The sequence below is a fragment of the Natrinema pallidum DSM 3751 genome (assembly GCF_000337615.1).
GTDB classification, from domain to species: Archaea; Halobacteriota; Halobacteria; order Halobacteriales; family Natrialbaceae; genus Natrinema; species Natrinema pallidum.
Genome location: NZ_AOII01000028.1, coordinates 41,564 through 56,452, shown reverse-complemented (window position 1 = coordinate 56,452; position 14,889 = coordinate 41,564). Strand labels below are relative to the sequence as shown.

Genomic DNA, 14,889 nt, shown 5'->3' with positions numbered 1-14,889 from the left:
GGAGCGAGGGTGGTGCACAGACTTCTCCTCCTCATTCCTCTCGAAAAGTAGCCTCGATAAGCCGTCGCTGTCACGCGGTTCTCGTCTTAGCTAAAGACGGATGCATGCGAGTATCTAATCGATGCAATGGGGGATGTCGATGCAACGCTGCTCATAGCTGGCGATGGTGAACGTCGAACGTCTCTCGAAAAGCGTGTTCGTAATCGTGGACTCGCCGATCAAATACAGTTTCTGGGATACGTGTCCGACGCAGAACTTGCAAGCGCCTATCGTACTGCAGATGTCTTTGCATTTCCATCCGTAGAACCAAGCGAGGCTTTTGGTATTGTCCAACTCGAGGCAATGGCCAGGGAAGTTCCAGTTGTGAATACTGCCTTGCCGACAGGCGTCCCGTGGGTTAGTCTGGATGGAGAAACGGGACTCACTGTCCCACCGCGCGACTCCTCAGCTTTGGCCGAGGCGATCAATACGTTGGTTAATAATAAAGACCTTCGGCAGCGATACGGCAAACAGGCCAGGGAACGCGTCGAGGAATTATTCACACGAGAACGTATGCTTCGCCGAGTTCAGGAAATCTATGAGGAGGCCGTGAAGAACGAGGCCGACAATATTTGAACGGGTAGTTTCAATCCTCTTCGACCGTCAATTCATCCATACTTACATTCCCGGCGAGGTACGCCTGACCTTTCTCAGTGATCGCATAGTAACCGGCTTCGTCGATCTTTTCGATAAGATCGTGTTCTTCGAGTTCGGAAAGCCGCTGTCTCACCGTTGAATAGCCGATTTCGTGGCCGTGTCGGTTGAGGTTCCGATAAAGCGGTTTTGCAGGCAATTCCAAATCATGCGTCTCGAGAAACTCGAGGATGAGTCCGTCTTTTAGTGACATCCACTCTGGCCGGGGGCGCATTCGAAGGGAGTGTCCGATAGACAGGCATTAACTTGGGTTGGTTCCGCAGAATTGTAGCCTATATACGCTACTATAGTAGCGGAAATGGGCTAAAATATAAGTTGTACGGATTCCTGAATGAATTTGAGGTGTACTGTGAACTCGAAACTATCCACTACACGATACCAGAGACGTACGGCACGAATCCACAACGGCTCCGTCTTTCCGTTCGCAAGCCATGCCAGATGACAATTCACGGAATCACACTGATTCCGACCGGTCGAACGAACCGCCGACAGACCAGCCTGACTGCCCTCCACGATCACCGTCGAGTGACCGCTCCGAGGACCGCGCGGCCCGCTACCGCATGGCGCTTACCCGGATCGATCGCCTGGTGAGCGGCTTACTCGCCTCCCTCGAGCGGGACGACGACCTCGGCGACGAGGCGACGAAGCGCTGCAAGCGCCACGTGCGTGAGATCAGGGCCGAGGCCGATGCGGTGCGCGTGCTGGTACCCGTCGAGCCGCGGCCGGAGAACGAAACCGTGCCGATGGTCGTCGATCGGGGACCGGGGACGGTCTCCCAGCGCGGACCCGAGCCGGACGCGTTCGAGCGACGACGGGAACGCTCCGAGTCCGACGACGGCGAGTGAGAAAGCGGATTGCTTACGCTCCAACTGCGACCGAGCGCCCGTCCAGTACGTCGGCCTCGGTGACGGTCGCCGTTCGGTCGCCGACCGTGTACTCGCCGGCGTACGGGACCGTCACCGTTGCCTGCCCGTCATCGCCGACCGTCGCCCGCCGTTCGTACGCGATCGTGTCGCCCGAGACGGAGACATCCGTCTCGACGGTCACGGTCGTCCCTGGCTCACCGGACACCGTGAGCGTCGCCCCGGGGACTACGGCGAACGCTGCGACGTCGTCGGCGACGGAGAGCGCCTGGTAGTGGGCGAGTCCGTCGGTGTCGGCCCCGCCTGCGCCCTGGGTCTCGAGCAATCGCGCCTGCGCGCTGTCGTCCGGGATGTCCCTGTCGTCGAACTCGGTTACGACGACGTAGCCGACCCGCCCATTGAACGTGTCGTACCAGTCGTCCGGATCGGGACTGGTGACGAACGCCTCGTAGTTGTTCTTGGCGTACCCGTAGCTCCGTGACTCGCCGTTGATGAAGTGGTTGTACATCCGGTTGTCACCCCACTCGCTCAGGACGTAGGTGTCCGGATAGGTGCGGTTCGCGGCCTCGGCGTGGTCGTCGATCGCGTCGACCGCCTCGAGCTGGGCCTCGCTGTAGGTCACGTCCGCCGTCAGACTGGGGACGTAGACGAGGCTCAGCCCAAAGACGAGCAGGCCGATGCCGAGCAGGTAGGCGAGCCGTCGGCCGTCCGGCATCGCGATCGCCGGCTCGAGGCCGCCATCGGCGGCCATGGCCGCTTCGTCGTCGGCGCGTCCCGGCCGAGCGGGTTCCGGATCGCGAACCGGGACGGGTGGCCTGGCTAGGTCGACGACGGCGAGCAGTCGAACGAGTCCCAGGCCGGTGAGGACGGCCAGCGGAATCGCGAGCTGGCCGGCGAACCGCACTTGGATGCCCGCGAGTACGAGGAGGGACCCCGCGTAGGTGCCGACGAGCAACCAGCCGGGTTCGTACCGCCGGGAGACGAGCCAGGCGACCCAGCCGAGCACCGCCAGCGCGATGTAAAACCCCATTCCGAGTTGGTAGAGCGGCCCGAAGATGACGAAATACTCCGTCGAGAACAGCGAGGCCGTCTCGGTCGCGCCCTCGCGGGCGAACAGGTCCTGAGCGCGAGCCATCGCTGCCGCCCAGTCGGCCGGCTGTAGCTGTCGGAACGCGAGCAGCCCCGCGGCTGCGACGCCCCCTTCGAGGGCGAGCAACCCGCCGAGATGAACGGATAGCCGCTGCCACAGTTCACCGAGCGCGGCCACGGCGATCGAGCCGGCGAGCACCAGCGCGGGCGTCGTTGCGACGAACTCCGCGTGCCAGCCCCAGCGGTGGTGCAGGGCAAGCGAGAGTGCGCTGCCGACGGCCAGGCCGGCGAACAGCGGTAGGTTCGCGCGCATCGGTGACAGACCGGCTCGAGCGTCCATCGCGACCCGTAACGCGACGTAGCCCGCGAGCGGGACCAACAGGAGCGGTGAGCCGCCCCAGGCGTGTACCCCGGCGGTCACCGAGAGCCCGAAGGCCGCGGCGACGAGCCACGTCGCGGGTGCCCTGAGGTGGTCGCGAACGGCCGCCCGCCCGTCACCGCCGGTCTCGAGTCGCCGCTGGAGATCGACGGCGAGTCGCGTCAGCGTCAGGAGCGTGATGCCGAGCCAGAAGTACTGGTGGAACTGGTGATCGAGGAAGCCAAGCCCCGTGTACACCGCGTTGATCGGCGTGACGGCGAAGACGAGGACGGATGCGACCCCGACGCGCGCGTCTCGAGTCAGCGAGACGGCACACGCGTAGATCGCGACTCCGAGCGCGACCGACGCGACGACGGGGAGCCACGCCGCGACGGTCGCGGTCGCTCCCTGCCCGCCGCCGAGCAACTCGGCGACGACCCAGTTCGTCGCGTGTGCGAAGGGGCGCGTTCCGAAGACGCCGGCCGGCGTATCCACGAGGACGCCGTAGTCCAGCGGTCCCGAGGCGTCCTCGACCAGCGTTTCCATCCAGTAGCGGAAGTAGTAGGGATCGTTGCCGGGTGAGACGACGCGTCCGTGCCGAAAAACGGCCCGAACCGCCGTCGATCTGGCACCGGCGACGACGACCAGCGCCCCGAGCAGCGCGATCAGCGCTCGCGGATCGACGCCCCTTCGAACCCGCTCGAGTCCGCCCGCGCGGTCGGCCGACTCCGTCTCGTGGTCCGCCTCGAGGTCGTCCCCCGTCAGGGCTGCCTCGACGACTGCCGGGTCCGCAACGCGATACTCGCCGTCGGCGTTTTCGACGATGCCACTCGAAACGAGTTCGCCGAACGTCCCCGAGTCAAGTTCGATGTCGTCGAACGTCCAGGTGGCGTGTTCGCCGTCGGTCGCGAGGACGGTCTCGAGCACGCGGTCACCGTCTTCCCGGTCCGCCAAGAAGGATGTCGTCGCGTCGGCGATCGCTCCCGAGTCGCTGTCCTCGGCCATTGGCAGTCAAATTCGGGCAGGAGGCCATGATAGTTACGCTCTCTCCGAACGGCCGACCGACGGATCGGACGGCCCCTCGATCCGTCGCCGGTTACGGGCCGGTCCTCAGACGAACGCGGAGACGACACCGCCGCCGACGATCGCGAGTCCGCCGAGACCGAAACAGACGACCCAGAAGGGGACCCGGTCGACGACCCGCATGAGGGCGTCGATCGTCCAGTAGCCGACGACCGAACTGACGCCGAGCGCTACGAGGGCTGCCCCCGGTGAAATGCCCGGCAGGCCGCCGGCTTCCGCGACGGTCAGCGCGGCCGCGCCGAGGGTCGCGGGGATCGACAACAGGAAGGAAAGCCGGAACGCCGCCGGCGGATCGTAGCTCCGGAACAGCAACGCGCTCGTCGTCGTCCCCGAGCGGGAGATTCCCGGCAGGATCGCGACGCCCTGGACGGCCCCGACCAGGATCGAGTCGAGCAGCGTCGGGGCGTCCCGGCCGCCCATCGAGACCGACTTCGAAACCAGTTGGAGGAGTCCCGTGAGGATTAGCAGGACGCCGATGAGCGCGATGAAGACGCCGCCCGAGACCCGGCCGGCCAGATCGACCGCGGTCAGGTACAACGGGATACCGACTAGTCCCGTCATGAACGACGCCACGACGACGTACGAGGGGATGGCGTTGTCCCCCTGGTAGGCCGTCCCGGGCCGCCAACCGGGCACCGCTCGGAGGGCCGTCGCGATATCGTCCCGGTAGTAGAGCGTCGCCGAGAGCGTCGTCCCGACTTGCAGGAACAGCGCCAACTGCACCGCGTTCGCGGGGTCGGTCCCCGCGAGCGTCAGAAACAGCGAGAGGTTCCCCTGGCTCGAGACGGGAAGCCACTCGACGATTCCCTGGACGATGCCGGCGAGTATCGCGACGACGAACTCCGCGCGGGTCACTGGTGGAAGTGGGAGAACGCGACTACATAAATCGGACTCATTCGACGTGGGGCTCGGCGACCACACGCTCGCACGGTTCACTCGACGGTGACGCTCTTCGCCAGATTCCGCGGTTTGTCGATCGAGCGGCCGAGCAGGTTCGCGACCCAGTAGGCGACGAGTTGGAGTTGGACGTTCGCGAGCACCGACGCCCCGAGGTCGTCGACGGCCGGGAGTTCGAGGACGTGGTCCGCGTACCGCGCAACGTCGGACGCGCCGTCGGTAATCGCCACGACGGGCGCGTCGCGAGCCTCGACCTCCTTGACGTTCCCGATCGTCTTCCGCGCGGTCTCGCCATTGCCGGTGACGACGGCGAACACGGGCGTCTGCTCGGTTACGAGCGCGAGCGGCCCGTGTTTCAGTTCCCCAGCGGCGAACCCTTCCGCGTGCCGATAGGTGATCTCCTTCATCTTCAGCGCGCCCTCGAGCGCGACCGGATAGTGATAGCCCCGACCGATGAAGAAGTAGGCGTCCGCGTCGACGAACGTCTCGGCGATCGCCCGGGCGTCCGTCGTCTCGAGGACCGTCTGGACCTGGCCGGGGATGTCCCGAAGCGCCTCGAGTTCCCCCCGCGTCGGCTCGTCGCCGAGTTCGAACGCCAGCAGCGCGAGGGCGAGTTGCTGGCTCGCGAACGTCTTCGTCGCCGCGACGCCGATTTCGGGGCCGGCGCGGATGTAGAGGGTGTGGTCACACTCCCGTGCGGCGGAACTCGCGACGGTGTTCGTCACTGCGAGCGTCGTCGCGCCGGCGCGGTCGGCCTCGCGCAGTGCACGCAGCGTGTCGGCGGTCTCGCCGCTCTGGGTGACGCCGACGACGAGCGTGTCCTCGTCGACCGGGACGCGATCGCTCGCGTACTCGCTTGCGAGAAACGCGTGTGCGTCCACACCGCCGCTTCGCAGTCGCTCCGCCCCGAACAGCGCCGCGTGATACGACGTTCCACACGCGACGAACTGCATCGGACCGTCGTGATCGATGGCCTCGAGTTCCGGGAGATCGACCGTCCCCTCGAGTTCGTCGATCCGACCGCGGAGACACTGACGCAGGGCGGACGGCTGCTCGTGGATCTCCTTGAGCATGTAGTGGTCGTAGCCGCTTTTCTCCGCGTCTTCGGCATCCCACGCGACCGTTTCCGTCGGCCGATCGACGGGACGGCCCTCGATGTCGGTGACGACCGCTGAATCGGCACTCAGCCGGGCGATGTCGCCGTCCTCCAGGTAGCGGACCCGGTCGGTGTGCTCGACGAACGCGGGGACGTCGCTCGCGAGATACGTCCCGCGGTCGCCGAGGCCGACGACGAGCGGGGAGTCCTGGCGCGCCGCGTACACCGTCTCCGACCCCTCGATAACCGCGGCGATCGCGTAACTCCCCTCGAGATGATCGACCGCCAGCCGGAACGCCTCCTCGGGGTCCGCGCCGCGATCGAGATAGCGCCCGATCAGGTGGGGGACGACTTCGGTGTCGGTTTCGCTGCGGAACGTGACACCCGCGTCGACGAGATCGTCGTGCAGTCGCTGGTAGTTCTCGATGATCCCGTTGTGGACGACGGCGACCCGACCCGCCTCGTCACAGTGGGGATGGGCGTTGCCGTCCGACGGCGCGCCGTGCGTGCTCCAGCGCGTATGCCCGATCCCGACGGATTCGCCCGCGAGTTCGTCCCGCGATACCGTTTCCTCGAGTGCCGACAGTTCGCCGGCGGCCTTGGAGACCGTCATCTCGGGGGTTGGGATGGCCACGCCGGCGGAATCGTAACCGCGATACTCGAGCGCCGAGAGCCCGTCGAGGACGACATCGATGGCGTCGTGTCCGTCGGTCGTGCCGACGTAGCCGACGATTCCGCACATCGTTACTGCACCTCGGTCCCGGTTTCGATCGTCCCCCGAACGGTCGTTCCGGCGTTGACGACGGCATCGGAGCCGACGACCGTTCCCGGCGCGTAGGTCACGCCGCCGCCGTCGCGAACGCGGTCGGCGAGCAACGCGCCCAGTCGCTCGGCTTCGTGGACGCGGTCACCGACGCGGACGTCTCCAGGCCCGCCGACGACGGTCGAGCCGGGGCCGACCCGAACGTTGCGACCGGTAACGCAGTCGACGAGCGTCGCTCCCGACCCCACGCGCGTATCGGCGTCGACGACGCTGTCCTCGACGACGGCGTTCGCACCGACCGTCGCGTTCTCGCCGAGTGCGACGTTCGGGCCGACGACGGAGCCGGGGCCGACGACGCAGTCCGCCGAGATCGCGACCGGGTCGACGATCGTCGCCGACTCGTGGACCCGCGCATCCGCCGAGACCGAACTCTCGACGCCGTCCGCGTGCTCGAGGAGCGTCGCCGTCACCTCGAGGAGGTCCCACGGGTACGTCGCATCGATCCAGATGCCGTCGGAGGTGACGCCGCGGACGGTTTCCCCGGCGTCGATCGCGTTCGCGATGCCGTCGACGAGCGAGTACTCGCGCAACTGCGGTTCCGGGCCGCGGAGGTACTCGAACATGGCCGGCTCGAACGCGTAGACGCCCGCGTTGAGTTGATAGGTGCGGTCGTCGTGGGGGTGCTCGACGATCTCGGCGACGTGGCCGTCGTCCTCACAGATCACGCCGCCGTACTCGGCGACGTTCTCGTCCCGAATGAGTCCGAGCGTGGCGACCGCATCGCCGTCGTCGTGAGCAGTGCGGACGTCCTCGACGATTCGCGGGGCCACGAGCTGATCGCCGTTGAGGACGAGTCGCGGCTCCGAGACGTCGGACTCGGCCGCCAACAGGGCGTGCCCGCTGCCGAGTTGCTTGTCCTGTCCGACGTACTCGAGGCTCGCGTCGCGGTACGTCGATCCGAAATGGGACTGGACGTGCGTCCGTCCGTAGCCGACGACGACGGTGATCTCCGTGATGCCGGCCTCGACGAGCGCATCGAAGACGTATTCGATGATGGGCTTGGTCGCTGCGGGAAGCATCGGCTTCGGCCGATACTTCGTCAGCGGCCGGAGGCGGGCCCCCTCTCCCGCCGCGAGAACTACCGCAGAACAGATCGTCATAGCGAGATTGAGAGTAATCGAGGCTTATGAGTCTTGTGTCTCAATCGGCGGCGTCCGTCGCTAGCGCGTCTCTCGCGACCCGACGACAGCCGTGACTGACGGCGCGGCGGTGCCGCCGATTCCGAACGCGTCGAGTCGGCGTTCGAGCCGTGCGGGCGGCTCGTCACGCGTGGAGTCGCGCCCTGGACACCGCGTAGGCCGGACCGGCGAGCGCAGGAGGAAAACGGAACCCAACGCCCAGTGGACACCGGCTATCCTGCAGGTATCGACTTAGCTGTCCTCCCGTCCCCGACCGGGGAATGCATCGATCGTGTCCCGCGTTTCCGCGGCGAGCGTCGCGACGACGCTATCGGCGGGGCGGACGGCCTCGGTCAGTCCGACGCTCTGTCCCGCAAACAGCGCCATCGCCTCGATATCGCCGTCGATGTCCGGCGTCGCGAGCGCCTCGTCGTAGCGCTCGATCCGGTCGCCGGCCCCGGTGGTCGCGACGATGTCGGTTTCGCCCGGCCGCTCTCCCGCGGGCGGACGGCCGTCCCCGTCCCACCGCTCGAGCGTCTCGTTTCGCAGGACGCGATGCGGCGTGTCGGGCCAGCCCTTGTCGAAGAGGGTCGTGTACTCGGTGTCGGTCTCGTTGCTCTCACGGAGACGGCGCTGGTAGGTGTCGTGGACGGCCGCTTCCTCGGTCGCCACGAACCGCGTTCCCAGCCACGCGCCGTCGGCACCGAGCGCGAGCGCGGCCGCGATTCCCCGGCCGTCGGCGATCCCACCAGCCGCGACGATCGGGACGTCGTCCCCGACGGCGTCGGCGACGCGGGGAACCAGCGCCGTCGTCGCGACTTCGCTCTGGACGTGGCCGCCGGCCTCGAGCCCCTGCGTGACTACGATGTCGACGCCCGCGTCGACCGCCACGCGGGCCGCCTCGGCGCTGCCGACGGTCTGTGCGACGAGCGCGCCCCCCTCGTGAACCCGGTCGACGTAGGGGGCGGCATCACCGAACGAGAGGCTGACGACATCGACACCGGCTTCGAGGATCGTCTCGAGGTGGGCCGCGGTGTCCACGACGGTCGTCGCGCCGTCCAGCACGAGGTTGACCGCGAACGGCTCGTCGGTCAGTTCGCGCGTGTCGCGGATCGCTGCGCGCGTTTCCACTGTGTCCCGCCACGTAACCGCGAGATGGCCGAGGCCGCCGGCGTTCGAGACGGCGGCCGCGAGTTCGGGAGTCGTCGCGCTCCCGATCGGTGCCTGGACGATTGGATACTCGATCTCGAGCAGTTCGGAGAGTGGGGTCTGCAGCGTCATCGTTGCCGACGGATCAGGCCCGTCGCTTCTCCTTCTCGAGGACGCGGACGTTCTCGATCCCCGTATCCGGATACTGCCCGTCGTCGTCCTTCTCGATGGCCTTCACCATGTCCCAGACGACGTTCAGGCCGGTCGTCACGCCCTCGAGAGCCTCCATCTCGCAGCCCGTTTTGCCGGTGGTCTCGACGGCGACGCGGAGTTCGATCCAGTCCTCGGCCAGCGAGAAGTCGGTGTCGACGTTCGTGATCGGGATCTGGTGACACATCGGGATCGTCTCCCAGGTGTGCTTGACCGCCTGAATCGCGCCGACGCGGGCGGTCGCGAGTACGTCGCCCTTGCCCACCCGATCGTCCCGGATCGCTTCGATCGTCGACGGTCGGAGGTGAATCTCCCCGACGGCGACGGCACGGCGTTCGCTGTCCGGTTTGTCGCCGACGTCGACCATCTGGACGTCGCCGTCGGCCGTGGTATGGGTCAGTTCGTCGGCGGTCGCCGACTCGTCCTCGGATTCCTCACGCATCGCGATCACCCCAGAGGGCCGCCGGCAGTTCCTCGGCGACCTCCGACGCGAGGAACCCGAACTCCTGGGTCTCCGCGAGGCGTTCGCCCGCGATACCGTTGACCTGTGCGCCCGCCGCGGCGGCGTCGAGCGGTTCGGCGTGTTCCAGCAGCGCCGCGACGACGCCGGCGAGCGTATCGCCGGTCCCCCCGACTGCCATCCCGGGAGTTCCGGACCGGCTGATTCGCGTCCGCTCCCCGTCGGTAATGACGTCGTTTGCGCCCTTCGCGAGGACGACGTGGCCCAACTCGGCCGCAAACGACGCGATCTCGTCGGCCGCCGCGGCCAGATCGTCCGCGTCCGGGCCGCCCATCCGCGCCAGTTCGGCCCGGTTGGGCGTACAGACCAGCGTCGCGTCGGTTTCGACCGACGGCACGATCTCGAGGGCGTCCGCGTCGACGACTGCCCGCCCCGTGTACGAGGCGAGGAACTGCCGGACGGCCTGGCGGGTCTCGTCGGCGGTGCCGAGTCCGGGGCCGATGACGACGACGTCGTCGTAGCGCTCGGCGGTCTCGAGGAGGTCGTCGGCCACCGCGGGCGTGAGCACGTCGCTCTCGTAGGGCTGGACGATCAGGTCCTCGCCGTAGCCCTGTATCTCGCCGGCGACGGCGTCGGGTGCGGCGACGAAGGCGAGTTCCGCGCTGGCACGCAGCGCAGCCTGGGCGGCCAACGCCGGCGCGCCGGTGTAGGGACCGCCGCCGATGACGTACGGCCGCCCCTCGCGACCGTCGGGCCGCGCGAGGGCGATATCGCCGGGCCCGACGAACCGCTCCGCCGCGGCCGGGATGCCGATGTCCGCGACGGTAACGTCCGCGTCGAGGTCCTCGAGTCCCGGTTTCGCGTCGTGGAAAGTGACGACGCGGTCCGCCTCGACGCCGTTGGCCGCGTGGTCGCCCCCGTCGGCGTCGAAGCCGGAAGGGACGTCGACTGCCACGACGGTCGCGTCGGCCGCGTTGATTTCCGCGGCCGCGGTCGCCGCTGGCTCTCGGAGATCGCCGCTGAGTCCCGTCCCCAACATCGCGTCGACGACGACGTCGCAGTCGGGGAGATCGAAGCCGCTCGAGTCGGTGGTTTCCCGGGTGTCGTAGCCGGCTCGCTCGAGGGCAGCCCAGTTCTCGCGAGCGATCTCGGTTCCGATCAGTTCCGCGCGGCCGAGCAGCAGCGTCGTCACGTCGTAGTCGTCCAGAAAGCGGGCCGCAACGAAGGCGTCGCCGCCGTTGTTTCCACGACCCGCGACGATAACGACCCGAGCGCCGGGATCAGCGCTCGCACGGATCGCTCGAGCTACCGCGTGCCCGCTCGACTCCATCAACTGCTTTCGCGGCACACCCAGCGCCGCGGCGTTCGCGTCGACGGCGGCCATTCGCTCGCCTGTGATCATGGCTGGGGGTTCGACGGGCCGTCCGTTCAACGTTGCGGACATCACCGGCAAACATCGGTAGGCAGCAGACTCAATCCCTTTCGGAGCCCGCGCTCCGGTATGAACGTCTTCTGGCTCGACGAGGACCCGCGACTCGCCGCGCGCTATCACTGCGACCAGCACGTCAACAAACTGTTGCTCGAGGCCGCGCAGGTCCTCTGTACCGCGGCCCGGGAGAACGGCTACGAGGCCGACTTCCTCTACCGAGCGACCCACGTCGACCACCCCGTCACGAGGTGGGCCACCGAATCCAGCGCGAACTGGCTCCGCCTGCGGGAGCACGCCGCGGCGCTGAACGAGGAGTTCGTCGAGCGCTACGGGAAAGACGACGACCACGCCTCCTGGCAGGTGATCGAGCGTATCGACCCCGCCGCGATTTCGTTTCCCGCCGACGAGCCGACACCCCGTCCGCAGGCGATGCCCGACGAGTACAGGCAGGCCGACGACCCCGTGGCCGCCTACCGCGCCTACTACGCCGGCGAGAAGGCCGACTGGGCCGAGTGGAAATACACCGACGAACCGCCGTGGCTCGAGGCCTTGCTTCCGGAGCACGAGTGAGAGCCACCCACACCCACGGTTTCTCGCCCGATCACGGCCGTGCGCGGGGGCACCGATCCCTCGGTGTATGCCACAGCGGCCGGTCCGATAGTCGGATAGCCCGCCCGAACCCGAAATCGCCGTGGAAACGCCGACCACCTCGTTTCCGATTGCCGTCGACATCGGCCTCAGGTGGTTGTTCCGCCGAGGTGACGACGGTCGTCCCGAGCGACGGCTGACTCAGTACCTGATCTCGAACCCGTCCTCGCCACGGGGGTCCTCGTACTCGACCGTGACGTCGTCGACGTCGGCCGCGGGACTGCCCGTGTAACACCACTCGACCATCCCTTCGACGGCATCCTTCGGCCCCTCGAAGATCGCCTCCACCCGTCCGTCGTCCAGGTTCTTTACCCAGCCGTCGACGCCCATCTCCGCGGCCGTATCACGGGTGTTCGCGCGGTAGTAGACGCCCTGTACCGTCCCCGAAACGAAAACGTGTGCACGGGTTCGTGTCGCCATATGAGTGGCATTGACCGCGACCGTAAAAAAGCCGCTTCCGATCACTACATGGCGGAAGTAACGGCGATGCCTCGACCGCCCATTTCGGTAGCTGGACGGCATCGTGAGGGGATTGTTTCGACCGATACGGTCGACGGGAGTTCCTCGTCTTTGTGCTCACTCCCGTCTCGGCCCCTCAGAATCCGGATGCGAGGGTCCGACGAGTCTCGTCCGCTCGGGAGTTGACCCGTCGCAAAAGACGGACGCGCTGTCTTTTAGGCTGGCCTAAATAGTAAGACGTAAGTAGTTTTAGGTGGGCCTAAAAGTCGTATGCCACGATCGAAACGAAGCGGTTCGACCCGATTACTGACGCTGCTCGTTGCTGGACTGCTCTGCTGTTCGCTGCTCGGCGGGGCGGGAGCCGTCACCGCCTCCTCCTCGAACGTCTACGTCACCGTGTCGGACATCGCCGTCTCGGACGACGAGCCGACGACTGACGATGCCATCACGGTCACACCGACGATTCGACACTCGAGCGGACACGACGGCGGGTTCCAGGTCACACAGGTCGTTCTCGAGGCTCCCGACCGAGGCAAGGTCGACGAAGCCGACGATCTCGGCTCGATCGCCTCCGGGGAGACCATCGACGTGCCCCTCCAGACGACGTTCGACACGGCGGGCGAAAAACGACTCATCGTCAAAGTACGCGGCATCAAGGAAGACGCCGACGGGAACACCGAGCAGGTCGGTGTCATCGAGCGGCCCGTGTACGTCAGCGTCTCCGAACCGTCATCGGACTCGACGACGGACCCGCGGCTCCGGATCGACGCCGACCGCGCAGTCGCCGGCACCGAGGTCCCGGTGACGGTCACGGTTTCGAACGGCGATGACGAGGCCCTGACCGACCTCGTCGCACACCTCGACAGCGAGGGGGCCGTCGAAGAACCGACTCGAATCCACCCGACGCTCGAGGGTGGGAACATGACGACCTTCGATTTCCGGTTCCGAGCCGATGAACCCGGTCCAGACCGCCTCGAAGCCGCATTGGAATACGACGATGGCAACCGAGTGGAAGCCGTCCAACCGATTCGAGTCGAACCGCTGCGTGAGGACGTCGATCTGTACGCCTCGGTTCTCGAGCGCAACGAATCGACGGTGCTGCAGTATCGCGTCACCAACCGGGGGAACGCTCCGATCGACGACGTAAGCATCTCGGGACAAACGGATAGCGAGCAGTTGCCGGGCGCGACGATCGAGACCGTCGACGCCGCTTCGGCCGAAACGGTGTCCATTCCCATCGACGAGGCGCTGACCGGGACTGCTGAGATCGAGGCGGCGTACACGATCGACGACCGCAGGAATCGGTCGACCCGGACGATCGAAATCACCGGCGCGACTGCGACCGAGTCCGATATCGCTTCCATCGGCGGACAGTCGATTATCGCCGCCGGCGCGTCGGGCGCGGGATCGGTGTTCGGGGCGGTAATCGTCCTTCTCGGCCTCGGTGGGATCTCGTTCCTCGGCTATCGCCAGTGGAATCGATAAGTGATCCAGGGCGGTAACGACGGCCCCTCGCCGTCCCGTGTTATGTACCCGTTCTGAGGTGGTGAAAGACGTACGTCTGTGCGTAGCCGGCGTACTCACCGCCGAGGCGGTCGCGAAGCGCCCGCGAGGTCTCGGCGTAGGAGCCGCGATCGCACTCGGGATAGTACTCCTCGACCGCCGACTTGATCCACGTATCCAGCGGGACGGCCTCGTCGAACCCCAGCGAGAACAGGAGCACGCAGTCGGCTACCTTGTCGCCGACCCCGACGAACTGCGTCAGGAACTCCCGCGCGGCTTCGTACTCGAGGTCGCGGGCGTCGGCCGGATGGGCTTTGCCGCCCGCGACCATCTCGGCGGTCCGGACGACGTAGGGAGCACGATACCCCAACCCGAGGTCGCGGAGTTCGGCCTCGGTCGCAGTCGCGAGCTGGTCCGGCGTCGGAAACGCGTGATAGGTCGCCCCGTCGAACGTGATCGGACTGCCGTATTCCCGAGCCAGCGCCGTGACCATGGTATGAATGCGGCCGACCCGCATTTGTGCCGAGCAGATAAACGAGATCAGACAGCCAAACGGCGGGTCCCGAACGAGTCGCATTCCGGGATGGGCCTCGTAGGCCTCCCGAAGCAACGGATCGTCCGGCCCGGCCGCGGCGATCGCCTCGAGATCGTCCTCGAGGCGCAATAGGCGACGCACGGTCGGCTCGGCGTCGGCCGTCGATTCCCACTCGAGGCGACCGTCGCGGGTCCGAACGCGGATCACCTCGCCGTCGACGACCGTCGCGTACCACGCGCCGGGGGCCGGCGTGTCGGTATACATCTCGCCGTCCCCGCGCCGCCAGAGGTAGCTCTGGCCGCTCTCGAGCGTTCGATACAGGTCGAGTCCGCCACCGAGATCGTCGATCGGGATGGTCCCCGTCTCCATTCGGACGCCCCTTCGGGCGTGTGGGTCCTTTGCCTTTCGAAGCGATCCGCCGTGGGGCAGCCGCCGAACGGAGACGGCCCGTAGCGACGGCCCGGCCGCCACGAGGC

At 66.9% G+C, this 14,889-nt stretch carries 13 protein-coding genes and 1 pseudogene; 4 read left to right on the top strand and 10 right to left on the bottom strand.

From position 1 onward, the window contains the following. Positions 1-111: 111 nt before the first annotated feature. Positions 112-615, top strand: a pseudogene (locus C487_RS19250) (glycosyltransferase); the annotation flags it as partial. Positions 616-625: 10 nt separating this feature from the next. Here the strand turns inward: C487_RS19250 and C487_RS03780 are convergent. Beyond that, a complete protein-coding gene (locus C487_RS03780; RefSeq protein WP_006184347.1) occupies positions 626-886 on the bottom strand; it encodes a winged-helix domain-containing protein in 261 nt (86 codons plus the stop codon). A gap of 238 nt (positions 887-1,124) precedes the next feature. Here C487_RS03780 and C487_RS03775 point away from each other — a divergent pair, with 238 nt between their 5' ends. Next, on the top strand, positions 1,125-1,538 hold the full coding sequence (locus C487_RS03775; RefSeq protein ID WP_241431060.1) for a hypothetical protein: 414 nt from the start codon (positions 1,125-1,127) through the stop codon (positions 1,536-1,538). Positions 1,539-1,551: 13 nt separating this feature from the next. Here C487_RS03775 and C487_RS03770 read toward each other — a convergent pair whose 3' ends face one another. The 7 genes from C487_RS03770 to C487_RS03740 all read right to left on the bottom strand — a co-directional run bounded on the left by C487_RS03770 (position 1,552) and on the right by C487_RS03740 (position 11,241). Further along, positions 1,552-4,008 carry a hypothetical protein gene (locus tag C487_RS03770; RefSeq protein ID WP_006184345.1) on the bottom strand — a complete coding sequence of 819 codons (2,457 nt, stop codon included), beginning with the start codon at positions 4,006-4,008 and terminating at the stop codon, positions 1,552-1,554. A 105-nt stretch (positions 4,009-4,113) separates the two neighbouring features. Further along, complete coding sequence (locus C487_RS03765) at positions 4,114-4,941, bottom strand: undecaprenyl-diphosphate phosphatase (RefSeq protein WP_006184344.1); 828 nt, start codon at positions 4,939-4,941, stop codon at positions 4,114-4,116. A 77-nt stretch (positions 4,942-5,018) separates the two neighbouring features. Continuing rightward, positions 5,019-6,821: a glutamine--fructose-6-phosphate transaminase (isomerizing) gene (gene glmS, locus C487_RS03760; RefSeq protein WP_006184343.1), complete on the bottom strand. Its 1,803-nt coding sequence runs from the start codon at positions 6,819-6,821 to the stop codon at positions 5,019-5,021. A gap of 2 nt (positions 6,822-6,823) precedes the next feature. Next, positions 6,824-8,002 carry a sugar phosphate nucleotidyltransferase gene (locus tag C487_RS03755; protein WP_006184342.1) on the bottom strand — a complete coding sequence of 393 codons (1,179 nt, stop codon included), beginning with the start codon at positions 8,000-8,002 and terminating at the stop codon, positions 6,824-6,826. 270 nt (positions 8,003-8,272) lie between these two features. After that, entirely contained in the window at positions 8,273-9,301 is a 1,029-nt protein-coding gene (locus C487_RS03750; protein ID WP_006184341.1) for an NAD(P)H-dependent flavin oxidoreductase, read from the bottom strand. Between the two features lie 13 nt (positions 9,302-9,314). Continuing rightward, the gene (moaC, locus tag C487_RS03745) at positions 9,315-9,821 is read right to left on the bottom strand and encodes a cyclic pyranopterin monophosphate synthase MoaC (RefSeq protein WP_152422463.1); all 507 of its coding nucleotides are present in this window, start codon (positions 9,819-9,821) and stop codon (positions 9,315-9,317) included. Further along, positions 9,814-11,241, bottom strand: coding sequence for a bifunctional ADP-dependent NAD(P)H-hydrate dehydratase/NAD(P)H-hydrate epimerase (locus C487_RS03740; protein ID WP_006184339.1), 1,428 nt, complete (start codon positions 11,239-11,241; stop codon positions 9,814-9,816). The genes moaC and C487_RS03740 overlap by 8 nt, the downstream gene beginning before the upstream one ends. Positions 11,242-11,340: 99 nt before the next feature. Here C487_RS03740 and C487_RS03735 point away from each other — a divergent pair, with 99 nt between their 5' ends. Next, entirely contained in the window at positions 11,341-11,838 is a 498-nt protein-coding gene (locus C487_RS03735) for a hypothetical protein (RefSeq protein ID WP_006184338.1), read from the top strand. 219 nt (positions 11,839-12,057) lie between these two features. Here C487_RS03735 and C487_RS03730 read toward each other — a convergent pair whose 3' ends face one another. Continuing rightward, positions 12,058-12,336: an acylphosphatase gene (locus C487_RS03730; protein ID WP_006184337.1), complete on the bottom strand. Its 279-nt coding sequence runs from the start codon at positions 12,334-12,336 to the stop codon at positions 12,058-12,060. Positions 12,337-12,645: 309 nt separating this feature from the next. On the opposite strand from C487_RS03730, the gene C487_RS03725 reads away from it, so the two are divergent. Further along, positions 12,646-13,860, top strand: coding sequence for a COG1361 family protein (locus tag C487_RS03725; protein ID WP_006184336.1), 1,215 nt, complete (start codon positions 12,646-12,648; stop codon positions 13,858-13,860). 40 nt (positions 13,861-13,900) lie between these two features. Here C487_RS03725 and C487_RS03720 read toward each other — a convergent pair whose 3' ends face one another. Further along, complete coding sequence (locus C487_RS03720; protein ID WP_006184335.1) at positions 13,901-14,782, bottom strand: DNA-3-methyladenine glycosylase family protein; 882 nt, start codon at positions 14,780-14,782, stop codon at positions 13,901-13,903. Positions 14,783-14,889 lie beyond the last annotated feature (107 nt).